Genomic DNA, 18,003 nt, shown 5'->3' with positions numbered 1-18,003 from the left:
TTAGAAACGATAGTGAGCAAACGCCTTGTTTGCCTCTGCCATCTTGTGCATGTCCTCTTTTCTCTTTACAGATGCGCCTGTGTTGTTGGCTGCATCCATAATCTCATTTGCCAGACGCTCTTCCATGGTCTTCTCACCGCGCTTACGGGAGAACATGGTCATCCAGCGAAGAGCCAGAGCCTGACGACGATCAGCGCGAACCTCGATGGGAACCTGGTAGGTCGCTCCGCCGACACGTCTTGCCTTTACCTCGAGAAGCGGCATGATGTTGTTCATTGCCTCTTCGAATACTTCCAGAGCCGGCTTTTCTGTCTTAGCCTCTACTCTTTCGAATGCTCCGTAAACAATTTTCTGAGCCACGCCCTTCTTACCATCCAGCATGATGTTGTTGATAAGCTTGGTGACTACCTTGTTGTTGTACAGCGGATCCGCTAATACATCTCTTTTCTGAGTATGTCCTTTACGTGCCACAATACTTCCCTCCTTAATACATGCTTACCGAATCTGTGATTCAGTAAGATTCACTCTTAATTCTCAGGTACTCACATGTGTCTTTCTACTTGTGTCGTGCACGGCAAATCTATATACGACCCGCAGCCTAAGGGACGATATTTCATTCCGGCAATATAGACAATTGTCTATCCAACGAATAGTTCTGTTACTGTGAACACTTGGCGAGGTACTTTCGAGCCTAGTGTGAACGTACACCCGGACACTTGGCGAGGTCTTTCCGAGCCTAGTGACCGCGGTGTTTCCTTATTCTGACACTGGCTGTACCCTTCTCTGTTCACAGCGTGTTACCTGTACTAGTTACAAAACCAAACGACCTTTAAATTACTTTTTTGCGTCTTTCGGTCTCTTGGCACCGTACTTGGAACGTGCCTGTCTTCTCTTTGCAACTCCTGCTGTATCCAGGGTACCACGGATGATGTGATATCTGGTACCGGGCAGGTCCTTTACTCTACCGCCACGGATCATAACAACACTATGCTCCTGAAGGTTGTGTCCTTCTCCGGGGATATAGCTTGTTACCTCGATACCGTTGGAAAGACGTACTCTGGCGATCTTACGAAGAGCAGAGTTCGGTTTCTTCGGGGTAGCGGTCTTTACTGCGGTACAAACGCCACGCTTCTGCGGTGCGGATGTATCAGTTGCTTTCTTCTTCAGAGAGTTGAATCCTTTCTGAAGGGCGGGCGCTGTAGACTTCTTTACAGTTGTCTGACGTCCTTTTCTAACTAACTGGTTGAATGTTGGCATTCCTTTCACCTCCTGTGATGAGTGGCAGGCAATGTTGCCGGCCCTGTCAGGCTGCTGTGTCGGTAATTCGACTGTTTCAGGCGCGCAAAAATACTATACGCTTTTCGCGCACACTAGATTAGTATAATAAGAAAAACCCCCTGTGTCAAGGGGTTTTTCTGTAAAAAAACATTGGATTTTCGGGGCATTTTTGGGTATTTTTTCAGAGTTCATAGCGCTTTCCGGTACCGTCACCGAACACCGGTACCGGCAGCCCGTCGCCCGCCGTCTCGCAGATGTGCTGCGCGTTTTTTCGCCAGCTCTCCGTATCCTTATCGGGACGGGGTAGATGAATCGCCAGCACATCTCCCAGTTCCAGATACCGGGTTATCAGCCGCCTGGAGGAGGGCAGACCCATCAGTGGAAATGGGCCAATCAGCCAGTCGATCTTCTTCGACCAGACCGCTGTCCTTTCATATAGAATCTTTTCAGGCCTGGCGTCCCCCGGCAGCATCAGATGCTTTCCTCCAGCCTCCAGAAGGCAGACCAGATTCTGGATATCCGCAAACCGGTCGCCCATGTGAATGCTGTTGAACAGGGTCAGGCGCATACCCGGCAAGGTCATGACCCGGTATTTCTGCTCGGACGCGGCCACAGCCGTCAGCCGTCCCGCCTCCGGCTCCAGCGCCCGGATCCGCCGAATGGTCTCCTCCGTGGAAATGATGCGGAGATCCGGATTCATTTTCAGGGCCTCCGCCACGTCCTCCGGGCAGAAATGATCCGCGTGCTCATGGGTAAATACCAGCGTTCCCAGCTTCTTTTCCCGGATATCCCGCAGAAGCTCCTGCCGAATCGCCTCCGGCGTGTCAGGGTAAAGCCCGCCGGGCTGCCTTGCAAACACGTCGAAGCCGATGGCCGCGCAGCCCTTTTCTTCTATATTAAGAACCCGTATTACTACGCCCGCATTTCCCGTGTGCCAGGCTGTCATTTTCGTTCCCATCATTCATTCCGCCGTATCTTTAATTCATAAGTGCTTCCCTGATAATCTCACATACCGTGGGATGCGGGAAAATCGTCCGTCGAACCTGTCTCAGCGGAAGCTGCAGGTCAATCATCAGCGCCAGCGCATAGATATACTCCGACGCGTAGGATGACATCAGCGCCGCCCCGATAAGCGTTTCTTTGTTCTTATCCACAATCAGCTTGCAGATACCGTTGCTTAAGCCGTTCTCCGCCACATGGCGTCCGCTGAAATTGATGGATACCTTTTTCACCTCATAATTCCGGCCTGACGCCTTCGCCTGCTCCTCGGACAAACCTACAAAGGCCGCCTCCGGACTGGTGTAAACCACGCCGCTGATCGCATCATAGCTCATGGCGTCGTCCTCGCCCAGGATATGGTTCACAGCCACTTCGCCTTCCCGGTAGCCCACATGGGCCAGCATGACCTTGCCGTTCACATCGCCGATAGCATAGACATGCGGCACGTTGGTCTGCATATGCTCATCTGTCACGATGGCTCCCCGCTCGGTCTGTACGCCCAACTCCTCCAGGCCCTCGATCTGGCTGTTGGCACGACGGCCCACGCACATCAGAGCCTTATCATAAGCTGCCAGCTGAAGCCTTCCGTCCTTTTCATAAGTCACGACTCCGCCTGCCAGCTTTTTCACTCCGGAGGACAGATGGAAGGTCACACCCTTTTTCTCCAGCTCCTTCTGAAGCAGTTCGCTGACCTCCCGATCATTGCCGCCCAGGACCTTATCCAGCATCTCGATCACGGTTACCTTCGCTCCAACCTCCTGAAAATAAGCCGCCATCTCAAAACCAATGACTCCGCCTCCCACGACCAGAAGCTTCTTCGGGATCTCCTTCATATCCAGGATCTCGTCGCTGATCATGACCGTTCCGTCCGCCATACCTTCTTTCACACCTTCGATAGGCGGTACTGCAGGAGTCGAACCGGTAGCCAGAATCAAATTCTCCGCTGTATAGGTCTCTTCTCCTACGAACACCGCAGGTTTTCCATCCAATCTGCCAAGCTTCGCTGTTCCGTTTACTACTTTTACCTTGCTGCGGCGAAGGGCACTGCCTACGCTCTGCACCAGCATTTTTACAACCTCGTCTTTTTTTTCCACTACTGCAGCCTGATCCACGTGAACCGGACCCTCCGCCGTTACACCGTACGCTTCTCCGGCCCCCGATGCGTAATGGTACATTTTTCCCGCGTAAAGAAAGGTTTTTGTCGGGATACATCCCACATTCAGACAGGTTCCTCCCAGGCTCTTCTTTTCCACCAGCAGCACCTTCTTTCCATGGTGAGCTGCGTACTCAGCGCTGTTATACCCGGCCGGACCGCCGCCAACAACAATGACATCAAAATTCTGCATACCTCTTTTCCTCCTTGTTTTCGCTGTCGCATTGCATGTTACCCGTCCAAACCTTCAAAGGCTTCCGCCTTCCTGCCATATCCCGATTATACCTTTCGCCCGCGAGATTGTCAATTTTTTATCATGCATTTTCTTTAAATTTTGATAACCATACTTTCCCGGTGGAGTTGTCTTAAATTTCTGAAATTTCTTTTGTGGCAATAATGTCTACACCTGTCTCAGCCACGTCCGCCAGAATCACGTTACCGATCTGCACCGGGGCCTCCGCGGTCACGTTCTTCAGAGCCCGCATACAGGCCTGTACCTTCGCTTTCGGGATGTCGGTCCGCGTCTTCACCGACAGCATTTTCTCACGGCCGCCCCGAACCGGAATGATCGTCGTCACGGTGCGGGTGGGGTTCGTCACCTCTTTTTCGGCGTACTGCGCGCCCCGCTTACAGTGGTTGCCCTCCACCAGCGTCACCCGGCCAGCTTCCAGGCGGACGCGTAAGGAACATCCTTTCGGGCAAATAATACAGGTCAGGCGCCGCTCCTCTGTCTGTTTTATAGAAACCGCTGCGTTTTTCCCGGCCTCCGCCGCTTCTTCGGATACGGAATCCACCAGACCGTGGACATGCAGCACATTGCCGCAGGCGAAGACGCCGGGGATGGTAGTCTCCAGCTTCTCGTTGACCACCGGACCGTGGGTAGCCGGATCCATTCTCGCGCCCAGTTCCCGGGTCAGCTCATTTTCCGGGATCAGGCCCACAGAGAGAAGCAGGGTGTCACAGTCGTATTCCTGACCGGTGCCCGGAATGGGCTTGCCCTGTTCGTCCACGGCGGACACGGTCACGCCGCTGACCCGCTCCCTGCCTTTGATATCCACCACCGTATGACGCAGCAATAGCGGAATATCGAAATCCTCCAGACACTGGACGATGTTCCGCTGCAGGCCGCCGGATTTCGGGAGAATCTCAACCACAGCCTGCACCCTGGCTCCCTCCAGGGTCAGGCGGCGGGCCATGATGAGGCCGATGTCGCCAGATCCCAGGATCACGATTTTCCGGCCGGGCAGAAAACCTTCAATATTTACCAGGCGTTGGGCGGTTCCTGCTGTGTAAATTCCAGCGGGGCGAAAGCCCGGAATATTCAGAGCGCCCCGGGGGCGCTCCCGGCAGCCCATGGCCAAAATCACCGCTTTTGCCTGAACCTCGAAAAGTCCATCCTCCCGGTTCATGGCCGCGACCCTTTTGTTCGGCATAATATTCAGCACCATGGTTTGCAGCTTATAAGGAATCTGAAGTTCCTCGACTTTTTCGATATAGCGGGCCGCGTACTCCGGTCCGGTCAGTTCCTCCTGGAAGGTGTGAAGGCCAAAACCGTTGTGGATGCACTGGTTCAGAATGCCGCCAAGCCGATCTTCCCGTTCCAGAATCAGGATATCTGCTACGCCATTTTCCCGGGCTGCCAGAGCCGCCGCCAACCCCGCCGGGCCGCCGCCAACGATAACGATATCATAAGTCTGCATGATAAATCCTCCCTTCCTATAAGCTGTCCTTATTCTGACCACAGAGCAGCGTGGACGCGCCGCCCCGCTTGGTGATCTGCTCCAGCGGGATGTCCAATTCCCGGGACAGAAGCTCCATGACCCGCGGTGAACAGAAGCCGCCCTGGCAGCGGCCCATGCCCGCCCTGACTCTGCGCTTAACTCCGTCCAGGGATCGCGCGCCCAGAGGCCGATGAATCGCGTCCAGAATTTCCCCTTCGGAAATGTGTTCGCAGCGGCAGACGATATGTCCATATGCCGGATGCCGACGAATCCATTCCTGCCGTTCCCCGTCGGGAAGCTGCGTCGGATTCATAATGCCCTTTCTCCGGGAAATAAAATGTTCTTTCTCGGACAACTCCAGCTTTGACCGCACGATCTCCGCCACCATTTCACCGATGGCCGGGCTGCTGGTGAGACCGGGCGATTCGATGCCGGCGCAGTCAATGAAGTTCTCTGTACCCGGGACTTCACCGATGATGAATTCATGGCCGTCCTCGTGGGCGCGCAGACCCGCGAAGGAGGTGATAACATTTTTATAAGGAATCTCCTTTACGTAGCGGCCGGCGTTTTCCAGCACCTGAGCGAGGCCGTCTGCAGTGGTGTTCGTGGCCTCCGGATCCGCCACATCAATGGCAGTAGGGCCTAACAGCAGATTGCCGTGGATCGTAGGGGACACCAGGATACCTTTTCCATATTTGCCAGGCAAGGGGAAAATGGTATGGTTTACATGGGACCCGGTGGTTTTGTCCAGGAGACAGTAATCACCGCGGCGCGGCGTGATGTGGATCTTCCCGGAGCTTATCATGTTATGTAAACTATCCGCATAGACACCTGCTGCATTGACCACCAGACGGGTCTCATAGGAGCCCTGGCTGGTATGCAGAATCCAGCCGCCGCCCTGCCTCCGTTCCAGGCTTTGTACTTCCGTGTCAAAATGAAACTCCACACCGTTCATGGCCGCATTTTCCGCCAGGGCGATGTTCAGGCCGAAGGGACAGACAATGCCCGCCGTGGGCGCATAGAGAGCCGCATAGGTCTCCTCCGACAGGTTAGGCTCCATCTGCAGCAGTTCGTCGTGGTAAATGATACGAAGATCCGGGACGCCGTTCGCCTGTCCCCGGTCGTAGAGTGCCTGAAGGCCCGGCATGTCTTCCTCGGAGAGACAGACCACCAGGGAACCGATGCGCCGGAACGGGATATCCAGATCTTTTGCCAGATCGCCCATCAGCGCATTGCCGCGCACGTTGAGCTTTGCCATCAGACTGCCGGGCGCGGCGTCATAGCCGGCGTGGACGATGGCGCTGTTGGCCTTGGAGGTGCCGCAGCAGACATCCTCCTCCTTTTCCAGGACGCAGACGCGGGCCGCGCAGCGGGACAGCTCCCGGGCGGAGGCTGCGCCGGAGACGCCCGCGCCTACTATGATTACATCGTACATAGATACTCCTTTCTATTTTGTGCATATTTTCGCACATACAGATATCTCCAATAGAGCAAAAAAGGAACCCGACAAGCTCCCGCACCCTCATGCGTTCTTCCTGTCAGGTTCTCTTCTTTTATCCCAATTTTGTTTTCTTATAATCTTTTTACCCGCCAACGTAATTCTATCATTTTCCATTTACCACGGAATTGCCGCATACAACGCCACCGCCGCAATCGCACCGAGAATCGGCCCCACCAGCGGCACAATGCCGTAGTCCCAGTCGGAGCTTCCCTTTCCTCGAATGGGCAGCACCGCATGGGCCAGTCTCGGCCCCAGATCCCGCGCCGGGTTGATAGCGTATCCGGTCAGACCTCCCAGGGACATACCGATGGAAACAATGATACCGAAGACGATGAATTTACCAAGGCCATCCGTCAGTCCGGGCACATTTCCCATGCCCTTGATGGCAAAGACCAGCACAAAGGTGCCGATGGCTTCGCTTAAGATATTCAGGCCACGGTTCCGGATAGACGGCGCGGTGCAGAATACGCCCCGCTTGACGGCTGCGTCGTCGGTAGCGTCAAACTGGCCCTTGAACAGCAGATAGACCAAACACGCGCCTACGAAGGCTCCCGCGAACTGGGCGATGATGTAGCCGGGTACCATAAACCAGGCGAAGCTGCCGTCGATGGCCAGCGCCAGGGTCAGGGCCGGGTTGAAGGACGCGCCCGAGGCTGCCCCGAAGATACAGGCCGGAATCATGACCGCCAGGCCCCAGGCAAAGGTAATCTGGACGCTTCCCGCGCCCTTCATACCGGATTTATTGAGTGTCACATTGGCTACCACGCCGTCACCCAGAAGGATGAGCAGCATGGTGCCGAGGAATTCTGCGATATATGGCAGCATAAGATACCCTCTCTTTCATGGGCGCTCCGCCCTGCGAAGCGCCATATCAGTTTCATTGATTTGTTCACGCCCTTCGCTTTCGCAGTCGTTCACCTTATGTAAACCATAAACTTTTCAGTCTGTCTAATCCTCTTTTGCCCAGCCGTAAGCGTATTTCACAGCCTTTTTCCAGCCCTTAATCTTCTTCTCCCGCTCTTCCGCGCCGATCTGCGGCTCAAAAATCGCGTTGATGGCCCAGTTCTTCCGTACATCTTCCTTATTTGCCCAGTAGCCTACCGCCAGACCGGCCAGATATGCCGCGCCCATGGCCGTAGTCTCCACGCAGCTTGGACGGTTCACCGGAGCGCCAATAATATCCGACTGAGTCTGCATCAGGAAATCATTGGCGCTGGCGCCGCCGTCCACTTTCAGCGCAGACAGCTTAATGCCTGAATCCGCCTCCATAGCCACCAGCACGTCATTGACCTGGTAAGCCAGGGATTCCAGGGTTGCACGGATGATGTGGTACTTATTTACGCCGCGGGTGATGCCCACGATGGTGCCCCGGGCGTACTGATCCCAGTAAGGTGCGCCTAACCCAGTAAACGCAGGCACCACATAGCAGCCGTTGGTATCCGGCACCTTTTTCGCCATATACTCGGAATCCGGTGCGGAATCGATGATACGAAGCTCATCCCGCAGCCACTGAATGGCCGCGCCTGCCACGAAGATGGATCCTTCCAGGGCGTAATTTACCTTGCCGTCCAGGCCCCAGGCGATGGTGGTCACCAGCCCGTTGTCGGAAAATACCGGTTTCTCTCCTGTATTCATCAGCATGAAGCAGCCGGTTCCGTATGTATTCTTGGCCTCGCCCGGTTCAAAGCAGGTCTGTCCGAACAGAGCCGCCTGCTGGTCGCCCGCCGCGCCCGCAATGGGAATCGAACCGCCCAGGAAGGATGGATCCGTCTGACCGTACACACAGCTCGACGGTTTCGCCTCGGGCAGCATACCTCTGGGGATACCAAGCTCTGCCAGAATCTCATCGTCCCACTGCAGGGTGTTAATGTTGAACAACATGGTTCGGGATGCGTTGGAATAGTCTGTCACATGTACCGCGCCTTTGGTCAGTTTCCAGATAAGCCAGGTCTCCACGGTTCCGAAAAGCAGTTCGCCCTTTTCGGCCCGCTCTCTGGCTCCATCCACATGGTCGAGAATCCATTTTACCTTGGTTCCGGAAAAGTAGGCATCAATAACCAGCCCCGTCTTCTTCCGGAATTTCTCAGTCAGTCCTTTCTCCTTCAGGGAGTCGCAATACTCGCTGGTCCGACGGCATTGCCACACGATCGCGTGGTAGATAGGATCTCCCGTCTTCTTATCCCAGACAATGGACGTCTCTCTCTGATTGGTAATGCCGATGGCCGCGATGTCCGCCGCCGTGGCTCCGATGCGGCTCATGGCCTCCACGGCTACGCCCAGCATGCTTGCCCAGATTTCGTCCGCGTCATGCTCCACCCAGCCGGGCTTCGGAAAATACTGCTTGAATTCCCGCTGTGCCACGCTGCACATTTCTCCCCTTTCGTTGAACAGGATACACCGGTTGCTGGTGGTTCCTGCGTCCAATGCCATTACATACTTTGCCATAGTTTTCCTCCTTCAGGTTTCCTTGCTTCTATTTGCATCCTATGAAACTATTGTCTCACTTATTAATCATTTTCCGAATCCTGAAAATATTTTTGAAGCGCCTCCTTCGACAGTCCTTCACCGATGACAATCAGAATTTCCTGCCCCCTGGAAATGGGCTTTAACAGTGTCTCCCGGCGAGTGGCGTTAAGCTCCAGCCATCCATCCCCTACCGGCAGAAAGCCTTTAATCCGGAAAATATGTCCGCAGGCTCGATCCGCGAATACGGCGTGTACAGCCCCTAAAAGTTCCTCTTCGGTCATTTTCACATGCATAAAAAAGAAGGAATCAAAGACCTCCTCCTGCTGCGGCGCCTTGCAGTAATCAGACATCTGATAGCCCGCGCGCATCAGCCGTTCGAAATCTTCGTCTGTAAATTCAAACCAGTTGCTTCGTATTATCTCATTATCCAGCTGCCTGCTGCATCCGACTTTTTTAAGTGCCCGATTCAGGTGCGCCACGGTCGCGTCCATCTCCGCCGCACTGGCCTCCCGGGCCCGGCTTAAGAGCACCGCTCCGGCGTCCGCCGCCTCGGCAGCCAGCAGATAATCAGCCGCATCCGACAATTCCTGCGGCAGCTTCGCGTCCACGATGGCAAATACATTTCCTATCTCGTACCAGCGATCCAGAGGCTCCTCATGGAGAGCGTCAAAGAATTCATCCACGTCGTAGATACCCGAGGGCTCCACCAGCACCCGGTCATAGCCGCTCATGCCCATGGCGATAAGCTTGGTCTTGAATCGGCGTCTGTGGCAGTCTTTATCACAGCCGCCCGAAACCATTTCCAGCTCGCAGTTGTCGCCCTCCAGATCCTGAAGCAGCATCATGTCCACGTTCACCGCGCCGAAATCATTTTCCAGGATGCCGATGTTGTAGCCCTTTTTTATCAGCCACTGGGCGTACTGGCGGATGAAGGTGGTCTTGCCGGAGCCTAAGAAGCCTGTGATCAAATCTATTTTTACCATACTGTCCTCATTTCCTATTCTGCAAAATATGTGTCCAGGCCGTCCGCGATACCCCGGGCAATCTTCCACTGGTAATCATCGGAAGCCATCTTCAGATCCTCTGTCGGATTGGTCATGTAACCCATCTCCACGATGGTGACCGGAACCTGACACCAGTTGATTCCGCTCATGGTGTCCGTCTCCCAGACACGCTCCCTCTTACATCCGGTGGAAGCGCACAGGGCGTCCAGAATATCGCCTGACAGCTTTTTACTCTGTGCCGCCAGTCCGCCGTTGTAGGGATTGGAAGCCGTCTGGCAGATGGTCATGGCCCCGTGAACCGACGAGTCGGTGGAACCGTTCGCATGGATGCGCACAAAAGCATCCGCGCCCGCCTCATTGGCCATCTGCGCCCGCTCGCTGTTGCTGATATTTACATCATTTTCCGTGCGGATCATCAGAACCTGATAACCGCGGTTTGTCAGTTCCTCTTCCAGCTTCAAAGCCACCTGCAGGGTCAGCTGATACTCTGCCAGGCCGCTGGCCGCTCCCGAAGTTCCGGAGGCCACCTTCGCCTTCGTCTTGCCGGCTCCCGGTCCGATAGGCTCCTGCCCGGAATTGCCGTGGGCCTGATGTCCTGCATCGATAGCGATCAGATAACCCGATGGCAGCGCATCCTCTGTCACCAGATAAGCGCTGGCCACATAGCAGGTTTCCCCGTCCAGAAGAATCTTCGTCCATTCTCCCTCTTCGCCGATTTTCTGAATCTCTTCCCGGCGATTCAACACCGCCACGATATCAGATTCCGTGCTGGCTTCGCTCCGCACATTGACACGACTGCCGGCATACATGGATACCGGTTCCGTCTCCTGCGTTTCTTCCGGCTCTGTTTCCTCCGGCTGTTCTTCTTCCGTCTTTTCTGCCGTCTCTTCTGCAGGCTCCTCTGTGTTCTCCACCTGTGTTACGGTTGGCTCCTCCTCTTTCCCGGATCCGCAGCCGAGCATTCCTGTCACCGCCAGATTCAGAGCTGCAACGCCAAGTATTATAATTAATTTTTTTCCTGTCTTTATCATAATTCACCTCATTTCCCAGTATAAAGCATTTTCCGTAATTCTTCTACTATTTTCACCACTTCTTGAATCTGCCGCAAAATCGTATTAAAATAGGATCGGCTTATGAAATAAAATTTCGCAATAACGGAGGATCTCTATGAAAAATATTACACTGGGCACTACCGGCATTACCGTTCCCCAGAACGCCTTCGGCGCGCTTCCGGTACAGCGCGTGGACATGGACACAGCTGTGGCGATTCTGCGCCGCGCCTATGAGGGCGGCATGCGCTTCTTCGACACGGCCCGGGCCTACACCGACAGTGAAGAAAAGCTGGGCAACGCCTTCGAAGGCATACGCGACCGCATCTACATCGCCAGCAAGACCATGGGCCGCACCCCGGAAGCCTTCCGGGAGCAGCTTGACACCTCTTTAAAGCTCCTGAAAACCGACTATCTGGACATCTACCAGTTCCACTGTGTCGACCAGTGCTACCGTCCCGGCGACGGTACCGGCATGTACGAGTGTATGCTGGAAGCCAAAGAGCAGGGCAAGATTCGTCATATCGGCGTCACCGCCCATAAGCTTGGCGTGGCAAAGGAATGCATCGAATCCGGGCTTTATGAGACTCTGCAATACCCCTTAAGCTACCTCTCCTCTGAGAAGGAGCTCAATTTGATTCAGCTTTGTAAAGAACATAACATGGGCTTCATCGCCATGAAAGGGCTGGCCGGAGGCCTCATCAATAACTCCCGGGCTGCCTTTGCCTTCATGTCCCAGTTCGACAATGTGCTTCCCATCTGGGGCATTCAAAAAATGACCGAGCTGGAAGAGTGGCTTTCCTACATGGACGAGCCGCCCGCCCTGAACGCGGAGATCACTGCCTTTATCGAGAAGGAAAAAGCGGAGCTGAACGGGGAATTCTGCCGCGGCTGCGGCTATTGCATGCCCTGTCCCGCCGGCATTCTCATCAACAACTGCGCCCGCATGTCCCTGATGGTCCGCCGCGCCCCTTCCGCCAGCTGGCTGAGTCCCCAGTGGCAGGAGAACATGAAGAAGATCGAAGACTGTCTACACTGCAACCAGTGCATGGCACAATGCCCCTACGAGCTGAACACGCCGGAGCTGCTTCAGAAGAATTATGAAGATTATAAGAAGATTCTGGCCGGGGAAGTGAAAGTGAATTAAGTAGTTTCCATAAAATCAGGAGGAGTTTCTTTATACAAAACTCCTCCTAATTTATTAAAATTCAATCCCTTCCACCGCCTGCAACACGGCTTCTCTGTTCTTTTCATGCAGATATACCGGATTCAGGCGATTCTTTCGATATTGTAGATAACTGTTCTCCGCTGATTAAACCCGATTTCAAAATCAGCCACTCGAAAGACTCTGGAAGATACAACTTGATATTTCTATGATTACGTGTCCATTTATACAACGCATTCATCTCCGGTTTCACCGGAAATGCCTCCACATCTGTATATATCCGGTTATCTCAAATTCATAATGTAATCTGTTATTTTGAACAAATAATGATTCGTTTTTTCATATCTTCTCAATTTTTCACCTACAGAATCTGCCGCCTACAGTTCCTTACGGATACTTCGTAACAAAAAAGGAGCTCACAGTCTCTACTATGAACTCCCTATTTATCCATCCTCTCCTGGCCTATCACGCCGCTTTCTTCAGTTCCTTCCTCCAGCTGTGCGTCACGTAAAAATAATAAGGCACCAGCGGAATCAGCGCGGAAATCCATGCCGCAGGATCCGACAGACAGACGCCCGCAAAGCTGGCCTTTCCGGCTACCAGCAGTACGATCCCTGTCCGGGCAACCAGCTCGAAGACACCGCCCAGCATCGGCACCAGGCCATAGCCCAGACCCTGCAGGGTATTCCGGTACAGAAAGATGCTGCCCAGGAACGGATAGCACCAGAATACCATACGAAAATACAGCACCGCCACATCGATAACCTCTGTCTCCGAAGCGCTGACGAATAAGAGCGTCATATATTTACTGAAGAAAAATACCAGCGCCATGGCAAATACACTGTAAATCAGAATCATAACCTGGGTACAGCGCACGCCCTCCTGCACGCGCTCCTTCTTGCCCGCGCCCCAGTTCTGTCCCACATAAGTGGCAATGGTGGCGCCAAAGGCCACATAGACGGTCGCTATGATATTCTGGAGCTTGCCGCCCGCAGAGAAGCCCGCCATATAAGTCTCTCCATATACGTTGACCGCGCCCTGCACGATGATGGTTCCAATGGCCGTAATGGAAAACTGAAGCGCCATGGGAATACCCAACGCCAGCAGTCTTCCACAGGAATGCAGTGAAAACGCAAAGTTCTCTTTTTTCAAATGCAGAATCGGATAACGCTTTACAATATAGAAGAAACACAATACCGCGGAAATCCCCTGGGCAATGACAGTCGCGTAAGCACAGCCCTCTACGCCCATACCGCCATAAATGATAAAGGCCACGTCCAGCCCCACATTGATGATTGCGGAAATAATCAGGAAATACAGCGGCGATTTGGAATCTCCCAGCGCGCGCAGGAAGGCCGCCAGCGCATTGTAGGCCGCCGTCACAATCAGGCCCGCATAAATAATTCCCATATAGGCTTTTACATCCGGCATGATCTCGTCCGAATAATTCATCAGCCGCAGAATTGGCACATTGGCTGCTCCCAGTCCCACCGTCATCAGCACTGCGAAACCGATGGACAGGTAGACGGACATGGCCACATAATGGCGCATCCGTTCATATTCCTTTGCGCCAAACCACTGGGCCACCAGAATCGCAAAGCCACTGGCCAGACCGTTCAACCATCCGGTCACAAAGAACATCAGAGAACCCGTACTCCCAATCGCTGCCAGGGCCCGCACGCCCAGGAACTGGCCGGCGATGATGGAATCGGCCACGTTATAGAACTGCTGGAACACATTGCCCAGAAACATGGGCACCATAAAATGGAGAATCAGCTTCACGGGGCTTCCCACCGTCATATCATGCATTTTTCCGGCTGTATTTTCACTCATTTCCAAAACTCCTCACATATTACAAAACTTCGTAACTGTTCAGTACCTGACCAGTTACAAAACTTCTATCTATGGCTACGGCTTCACATTATAACATGGGTGCCTTTAAAAATACAGCTTTTTTCGCTGATTTTGCAGTTATTTTTTCTGCTTTCTTGACACTCCGGGGCCTTTCCGATACTATTAGCTTATTACTCAAGGAGATGGTATCTTCCATGCAAATGACCATTGAAAATACATACGATAATCTGAAATCCAGCCTGGACGATCTGGAGCTGATGCTGCACCAGATGGTCCGGATTGACCGCGCCCGGGATGTACACGAGCTGCACGATTCCATTCAGAATCTGCTGCAGGCCATGGGCGACTATACAAAGGCCGACCGGGTCTTTATTTTTGAATTCCGTGACGCTCTGCATATCTATCGCAACACCTATGAATGGTGCGCTCCCGGAATCACGCCGCAGATCGATAACCTGCAGACCATAGAGCCATCCGATATTCCCGTCTGGCAGGCGGCCTTTGAGCAGGGAGAAAATATCGTTATTCCGAATTTGGAGGATGTTCGGGACACGATGCCCGGGGAATATGAAATTCTGCGGGTACAGGACATTCACAGTGAGATTTCTTTCCCTATCTTCAGTAAGGATGCACTCATCGGCTTTCTCGGGCTGGATAACCCAACCATCGAAGGTTCATACCGTTTCATCAACCTGCTGGCGGTCGTCGGAAGTCACCTGGGCGGCGCCTGGGCCAATTTCCGTACAAGCGCCCTGCTGGAGCAGAGCCAGTCGGATCTGCGTGACAGCATGCAGGCTTTGCAGAAGGATCAGCAGGTACTGGAAGCTCTGTGCCGGGACTACACCTGTGTATACACGCTGGATCCTGTGACGGATCGCATCGAGCTGGTACAGGTAGACCCCAATGCCAACGCACAGCTGGTTCTGGCTGCCCTTCAGACCCGCCAGCTTTCTCACCATGAGATCATTCACGCCTATTACCAGAATTTTGTCGTCAAGGCTTCCGCCCGGGATTTTCTCACCCGGCTGGATGGCCGCGCGCTTCAGGAAGAGCTGAACCGGAAAGAACGTGTCATTTATCGTTTTCGCGCTCTGCCAAATTCTGCCGGACAGGAATATTTTGAGCTGCAGGCCGTGAAAATCAACACCAAGAACAACCCTTACCGTATCCTTGTGGGCTTCCATCATATCGATGATATTGTAAATGAGGAGCTTCGGCAGCAGAAGGAGCTGGAAACGGCTCTGGCATAGGCACGCCTGAACAGTGAGATTGTGTCTGCCATCAGCAAGATTTACTTTTCTATCTATCGCATTGATTTGAACGCGGATATTTATGATGAGATTTCCAGCGGAGAAGAATTCCACCGGCTGACTGGTCTGTCCGGAAAGGCTTCCCTGAAAATGAAGGAGCTTTGCAATACCTTCGTCACCCATGAATACTATGATCGGGTCATGCTCTTTCTGGATCTGTCCACCCTGAAAGAACGTCTGTCCAGGGACGAGTCGGTGGGCATCGAGTATCTGGCCAAGGACGGCAACTGGCATCTGGCCCGCTTTATCGTCAAGAAGCGGGATGAGAACGGCCAGGTATCCCATGTCCTCTACACCACCCGCCTGATCAGCGACACCAAGCACCGGGAGCAGAACTGGATCGTCATTGCCGAAGCGGCCAATAAGGCAAATAAGGCAAAGACGGATTTTCTCTCCCGTATGGCCCACGATATCCGGACTCCCATGAACGCCATCATGGGCTTCACTTCCATCGCCCAGAATCAGCTGGACAACACGGAACGGCTGAAGGATACCCTGCGGAAGATTCAGATCTCCGGGCGCTATCTGCAGCAGATCGCGGACGACGTGCTGGATATCAGCCGCATCGAAAGCGGATCGCTGAAGCTGGATAATGTGGATACCAGCATTACCAGACTGTTTCAGGATACCGCAGACACAGCCCGGGAGATTCAGCCTGAAAAGCATCTGCAGTTCTTCTGTGACGCCCATGACATCGCTTACGAACACGTCCTTGGCGATCCGCTGCATCTACAGCAGATCTATATGAACCTTCTGTCCAACGCGATAAAATATACGCCTGAGGGCGGTGAAATCCATTTTGAGATTTATCAGGAGCTGCTGCCCCATAACCATCAGCTGAACCTGATTTCCATTATCCGGGATACCGGCATCGGCATGTCGCCGGAATTTATGAAGGAAATGTATTCCAAGTTTTCCCGGGCTGTGGATACCCGGGTCAATAAGGTGCGCGGCAGCGGATTGGGGCTGACCATCGTGCGGGAGCTGATGGAGTTGATGCAGGGAACCATCCATGTGCATAGCACGCCGGGCGAAGGAACCTGTTTTAAGCTCACCATTCCGCTTACCTATCTGGATCCCGACGCAGAGCCTGACAAAATCGGACAGAAAAAAGCCCCGGCCGGAGAACTCTGCAAAGGTATGCATCTTCTCGTAGCCGAGGACAATGATTTAAATTATGAAGTGGCGTCCGAGCTTCTGGCTCTCCGCGACGTCACCTGCGACCGGGCCGAGGACGGCGCCATCTGTGTGGAGCGGTTTAATACAGCTCAGCCCTTCACCTACAACGCCATTCTCATGGATATTCAGATGCCTGTCATGGACGGACTGGAAGCCACCATGGCTATCCGCACACTGGAGCATCCCCAGGCCAAGTCCATTCCCATCATCGCCATGACGGCCAACGCGTTTACCGATGATGTGAACAGCTGTATGGCGGCCGGTATGAACCGGCATATGTCCAAGCCGCTGAATATCGACGATTTACTGGAAGTTCTCGCTTCCTACCGCAATTAAATCAAAAAACAATTAAAGCACTTCCACCTGACACATTTTCATGGTGGTCAACGCCGCCTCGTGGCTTGCGGGTGTCACGCCCGCACAGCAGGCGGCGATTACTTTCACCGGAGTCTCCGGCAGATACGCCTTGATGAGCAGTGCGTTGGATACCACACAGATATCCGTACACAGGCCAATCAGGGTCACCTCCAGTTCTTCCTTTTCCGCCAGCTTTTCGATTTTTTCCGCCAGCTTTCTGGAGCCGAAGGTGGGCTTATCGATGATCTCTGCTTCGCCCAGAGCCTTCGCCACCTTTTCGTTAATCTCCCAGCCCTTTGTTCCCTTTACACAGTGAACCACCGGAAGCTTTCTTCCTTCCTGGGTCTCCAGATAATTCTCCGGATGGGTATCTCTGGTAGCGAATACATCTTTCACATCGTATTTTCCAATTTCATCCACTACGTTATCTACAATCTGAACGGCTTCCGCTGTTCCCAGACTTCCGTCAATGAAATCATTCTGCATATCTACTACAACCAGTAATTTCCGCATGCTAAATTCCTCCAAAATACAGTTTTTCATATCCAAGCAGGCTGCACAGCCGGGTCATATAGGGCTGCTCAATTCGTGCTTTCTTCAATACCTCTTCCTGGGCGAAGACCTCTTCCCGGGTTCCGTCAGCCAGTACCTGGCCGTGGGCCATGACAATGACACGCTCGAAATTCTCCGCCACGAAATCCATATCGTGAAGAATGGCCAGCAGCATGTTCAGCACGTTGAGACTGATTCTCACTGCGTACAGAATGCCCTCGTTCACGTCGTAAAGCGCCGTCAGCTTCTTCGGAAGTCCCTTCAGAATCGCGTAACGGACGCCCAGATTGTCCGGAAGCTTCAGATGCGGCATCAGTTCCATATGCTACTCCCTCTTTCTTCTCTGTCTGTTGTCTGCATTGAACATAAAAATAGCACTTTACAGGTGTCTTGTCAACTGTAAAGTGCTATTTAA

16 protein-coding genes are annotated in these 18,003 nt (G+C 53.4%); 3 read left to right on the top strand and 13 right to left on the bottom strand.

Annotated features, from left to right (window positions below):
- The 10 genes from rpsG to WMO29_RS11200 all read right to left on the bottom strand — a co-directional run bounded on the left by rpsG (window position 1) and on the right by WMO29_RS11200 (window position 11,153).
- Window positions 1–471 (bottom strand): 30S ribosomal protein S7, encoded by a 471-nt coding sequence (rpsG, locus tag WMO29_RS11245; RefSeq protein ID WP_178038305.1) that lies wholly within the window; start codon window positions 469–471, stop codon window positions 1–3.
- 363 nt (window positions 472–834) lie between these two features.
- Window positions 835–1,257, bottom strand: a complete 423-nt coding sequence (gene rpsL, locus WMO29_RS11240; RefSeq protein ID WP_158363525.1) for a 30S ribosomal protein S12 — start codon at window positions 1,255–1,257, stop codon at window positions 835–837.
- A gap of 202 nt (window positions 1,258–1,459) precedes the next feature.
- A complete protein-coding gene (locus tag WMO29_RS11235; protein ID WP_349164844.1) occupies window positions 1,460–2,239 on the bottom strand; it encodes an MBL fold metallo-hydrolase in 780 nt (259 codons plus the stop codon).
- Between the two features lie 16 nt (window positions 2,240–2,255).
- Window positions 2,256–3,623, bottom strand: a complete 1,368-nt coding sequence (gene lpdA / locus WMO29_RS11230; RefSeq protein ID WP_349164843.1) for a dihydrolipoyl dehydrogenase — start codon at window positions 3,621–3,623, stop codon at window positions 2,256–2,258.
- A 172-nt stretch (window positions 3,624–3,795) separates the two neighbouring features.
- Window positions 3,796–5,130, bottom strand: a complete 1,335-nt coding sequence (locus WMO29_RS11225; protein ID WP_349164842.1) for an FAD-dependent oxidoreductase — start codon at window positions 5,128–5,130, stop codon at window positions 3,796–3,798.
- Between the two features lie 16 nt (window positions 5,131–5,146).
- A complete protein-coding gene (locus WMO29_RS11220) occupies window positions 5,147–6,586 on the bottom strand; it encodes an NAD(P)/FAD-dependent oxidoreductase (RefSeq protein WP_349164841.1) in 1,440 nt (479 codons plus the stop codon).
- Window positions 6,587–6,766: 180 nt separating this feature from the next.
- On the bottom strand, window positions 6,767–7,477 hold the full coding sequence (locus WMO29_RS11215) for an MIP/aquaporin family protein (RefSeq protein WP_349164840.1): 711 nt from the start codon (window positions 7,475–7,477) through the stop codon (window positions 6,767–6,769).
- A 123-nt stretch (window positions 7,478–7,600) separates the two neighbouring features.
- Complete coding sequence (glpK, locus tag WMO29_RS11210; RefSeq protein WP_349164839.1) at window positions 7,601–9,097, bottom strand: glycerol kinase GlpK; 1,497 nt, start codon at window positions 9,095–9,097, stop codon at window positions 7,601–7,603.
- A 62-nt stretch (window positions 9,098–9,159) separates the two neighbouring features.
- On the bottom strand, window positions 9,160–10,101 hold the full coding sequence (locus WMO29_RS11205) for a GTP-binding protein (protein WP_349164838.1): 942 nt from the start codon (window positions 10,099–10,101) through the stop codon (window positions 9,160–9,162).
- Between the two features lie 14 nt (window positions 10,102–10,115).
- Window positions 10,116–11,153, bottom strand: coding sequence for an N-acetylmuramoyl-L-alanine amidase family protein (locus tag WMO29_RS11200; RefSeq protein ID WP_349164837.1), 1,038 nt, complete (start codon window positions 11,151–11,153; stop codon window positions 10,116–10,118).
- Between the two features lie 136 nt (window positions 11,154–11,289).
- On the opposite strand from WMO29_RS11200, the gene WMO29_RS11195 reads away from it, so the two are divergent.
- On the top strand, window positions 11,290–12,318 hold the full coding sequence (locus tag WMO29_RS11195) for an aldo/keto reductase (RefSeq protein ID WP_349164836.1): 1,029 nt from the start codon (window positions 11,290–11,292) through the stop codon (window positions 12,316–12,318).
- 483 nt (window positions 12,319–12,801) lie between these two features.
- On the opposite strand, the gene WMO29_RS11190 is transcribed toward WMO29_RS11195, so the two are convergent.
- Complete coding sequence (locus tag WMO29_RS11190) at window positions 12,802–14,169, bottom strand: MATE family efflux transporter (RefSeq protein ID WP_349164835.1); 1,368 nt, start codon at window positions 14,167–14,169, stop codon at window positions 12,802–12,804.
- 215 nt (window positions 14,170–14,384) lie between these two features.
- Between WMO29_RS11190 and WMO29_RS11185 the strand changes: the two genes are divergently transcribed.
- The gene (locus WMO29_RS11185; protein ID WP_349164834.1) at window positions 14,385–15,440 is read left to right on the top strand and encodes a GAF domain-containing protein; all 1,056 of its coding nucleotides are present in this window, start codon (window positions 14,385–14,387) and stop codon (window positions 15,438–15,440) included.
- Window positions 15,441–15,461: 21 nt separating this feature from the next.
- The gene (locus WMO29_RS11180) at window positions 15,462–17,015 is read left to right on the top strand and encodes a hybrid sensor histidine kinase/response regulator (protein WP_349164833.1); all 1,554 of its coding nucleotides are present in this window, start codon (window positions 15,462–15,464) and stop codon (window positions 17,013–17,015) included.
- 12 nt (window positions 17,016–17,027) lie between these two features.
- On the opposite strand, the gene WMO29_RS11175 is transcribed toward WMO29_RS11180, so the two are convergent.
- Together WMO29_RS11175 and WMO29_RS11170 are read right to left on the bottom strand one after the other, a co-directional pair.
- The gene (locus WMO29_RS11175; protein ID WP_349164832.1) at window positions 17,028–17,549 is read right to left on the bottom strand and encodes a cysteine hydrolase family protein; all 522 of its coding nucleotides are present in this window, start codon (window positions 17,547–17,549) and stop codon (window positions 17,028–17,030) included.
- Window position 17,550: 1 nt separating this feature from the next.
- Window positions 17,551–17,910, bottom strand: a complete 360-nt coding sequence (locus tag WMO29_RS11170) for a hypothetical protein (protein WP_349164831.1) — start codon at window positions 17,908–17,910, stop codon at window positions 17,551–17,553.
- Between the last annotated feature and the right edge of the window lie 93 nt (window positions 17,911–18,003).

It is taken from the genome of Laedolimicola intestinihominis (assembly GCF_040096155.1).
Taxonomy (GTDB): Bacteria; Bacillota; Clostridia; order Lachnospirales; family Lachnospiraceae; genus Laedolimicola; species Laedolimicola intestinihominis.
The sequence above is the reverse complement of the archived record's forward strand: the minus strand, read 5'-3'. Positions and strand labels throughout refer to the sequence as shown.

Excerpts from the sequence above, each read along its gene's own strand:
- WMO29_RS11170 (WP_349164831.1), bottom strand. The coding sequence starts at position 17,910 with ATGGAACTGATGCCGCATCTGAAGCTTCCGGACAATCTGGGCGTCCGT.
- WMO29_RS11205 (WP_349164838.1), bottom strand. The coding sequence starts at position 10,101 with ATGGTAAAAATAGATTTGATCACAGGCTTCTTAGGCTCCGGCAAGACC.
- WMO29_RS11220 (WP_349164841.1), bottom strand. The coding sequence starts at position 6,586 with ATGTACGATGTAATCATAGTAGGCGCGGGCGTCTCCGGCGCAGCCTCC.
- lpdA (WP_349164843.1), bottom strand. The coding sequence starts at position 3,623 with ATGCAGAATTTTGATGTCATTGTTGTTGGCGGCGGTCCGGCCGGGTAT.
- WMO29_RS11175 (WP_349164832.1), bottom strand. The coding sequence starts at position 17,549 with ATGCGGAAATTACTGGTTGTAGTAGATATGCAGAATGATTTCATTGAC.
- WMO29_RS11190 (WP_349164835.1), bottom strand. The coding sequence starts at position 14,169 with ATGAGTGAAAATACAGCCGGAAAAATGCATGATATGACGGTGGGAAGC.
- rpsL (WP_158363525.1), bottom strand. The coding sequence starts at position 1,257 with ATGCCAACATTCAACCAGTTAGTTAGAAAAGGACGTCAGACAACTGTA.
- WMO29_RS11185 (WP_349164834.1), top strand. The coding sequence starts at position 14,385 with ATGCAAATGACCATTGAAAATACATACGATAATCTGAAATCCAGCCTG.
- WMO29_RS11215 (WP_349164840.1), bottom strand. The coding sequence starts at position 7,477 with ATGCTGCCATATATCGCAGAATTCCTCGGCACCATGCTGCTCATCCTT.
- WMO29_RS11235 (WP_349164844.1), bottom strand. The coding sequence starts at position 2,239 with ATGATGGGAACGAAAATGACAGCCTGGCACACGGGAAATGCGGGCGTA.
- WMO29_RS11225 (WP_349164842.1), bottom strand. The coding sequence starts at position 5,130 with ATGCAGACTTATGATATCGTTATCGTTGGCGGCGGCCCGGCGGGGTTG.
- WMO29_RS11195 (WP_349164836.1), top strand. The coding sequence starts at position 11,290 with ATGAAAAATATTACACTGGGCACTACCGGCATTACCGTTCCCCAGAAC.
- WMO29_RS11200 (WP_349164837.1), bottom strand. The coding sequence starts at position 11,153 with ATGATAAAGACAGGAAAAAAATTAATTATAATACTTGGCGTTGCAGCT.
- glpK (WP_349164839.1), bottom strand. The coding sequence starts at position 9,097 with ATGGCAAAGTATGTAATGGCATTGGACGCAGGAACCACCAGCAACCGG.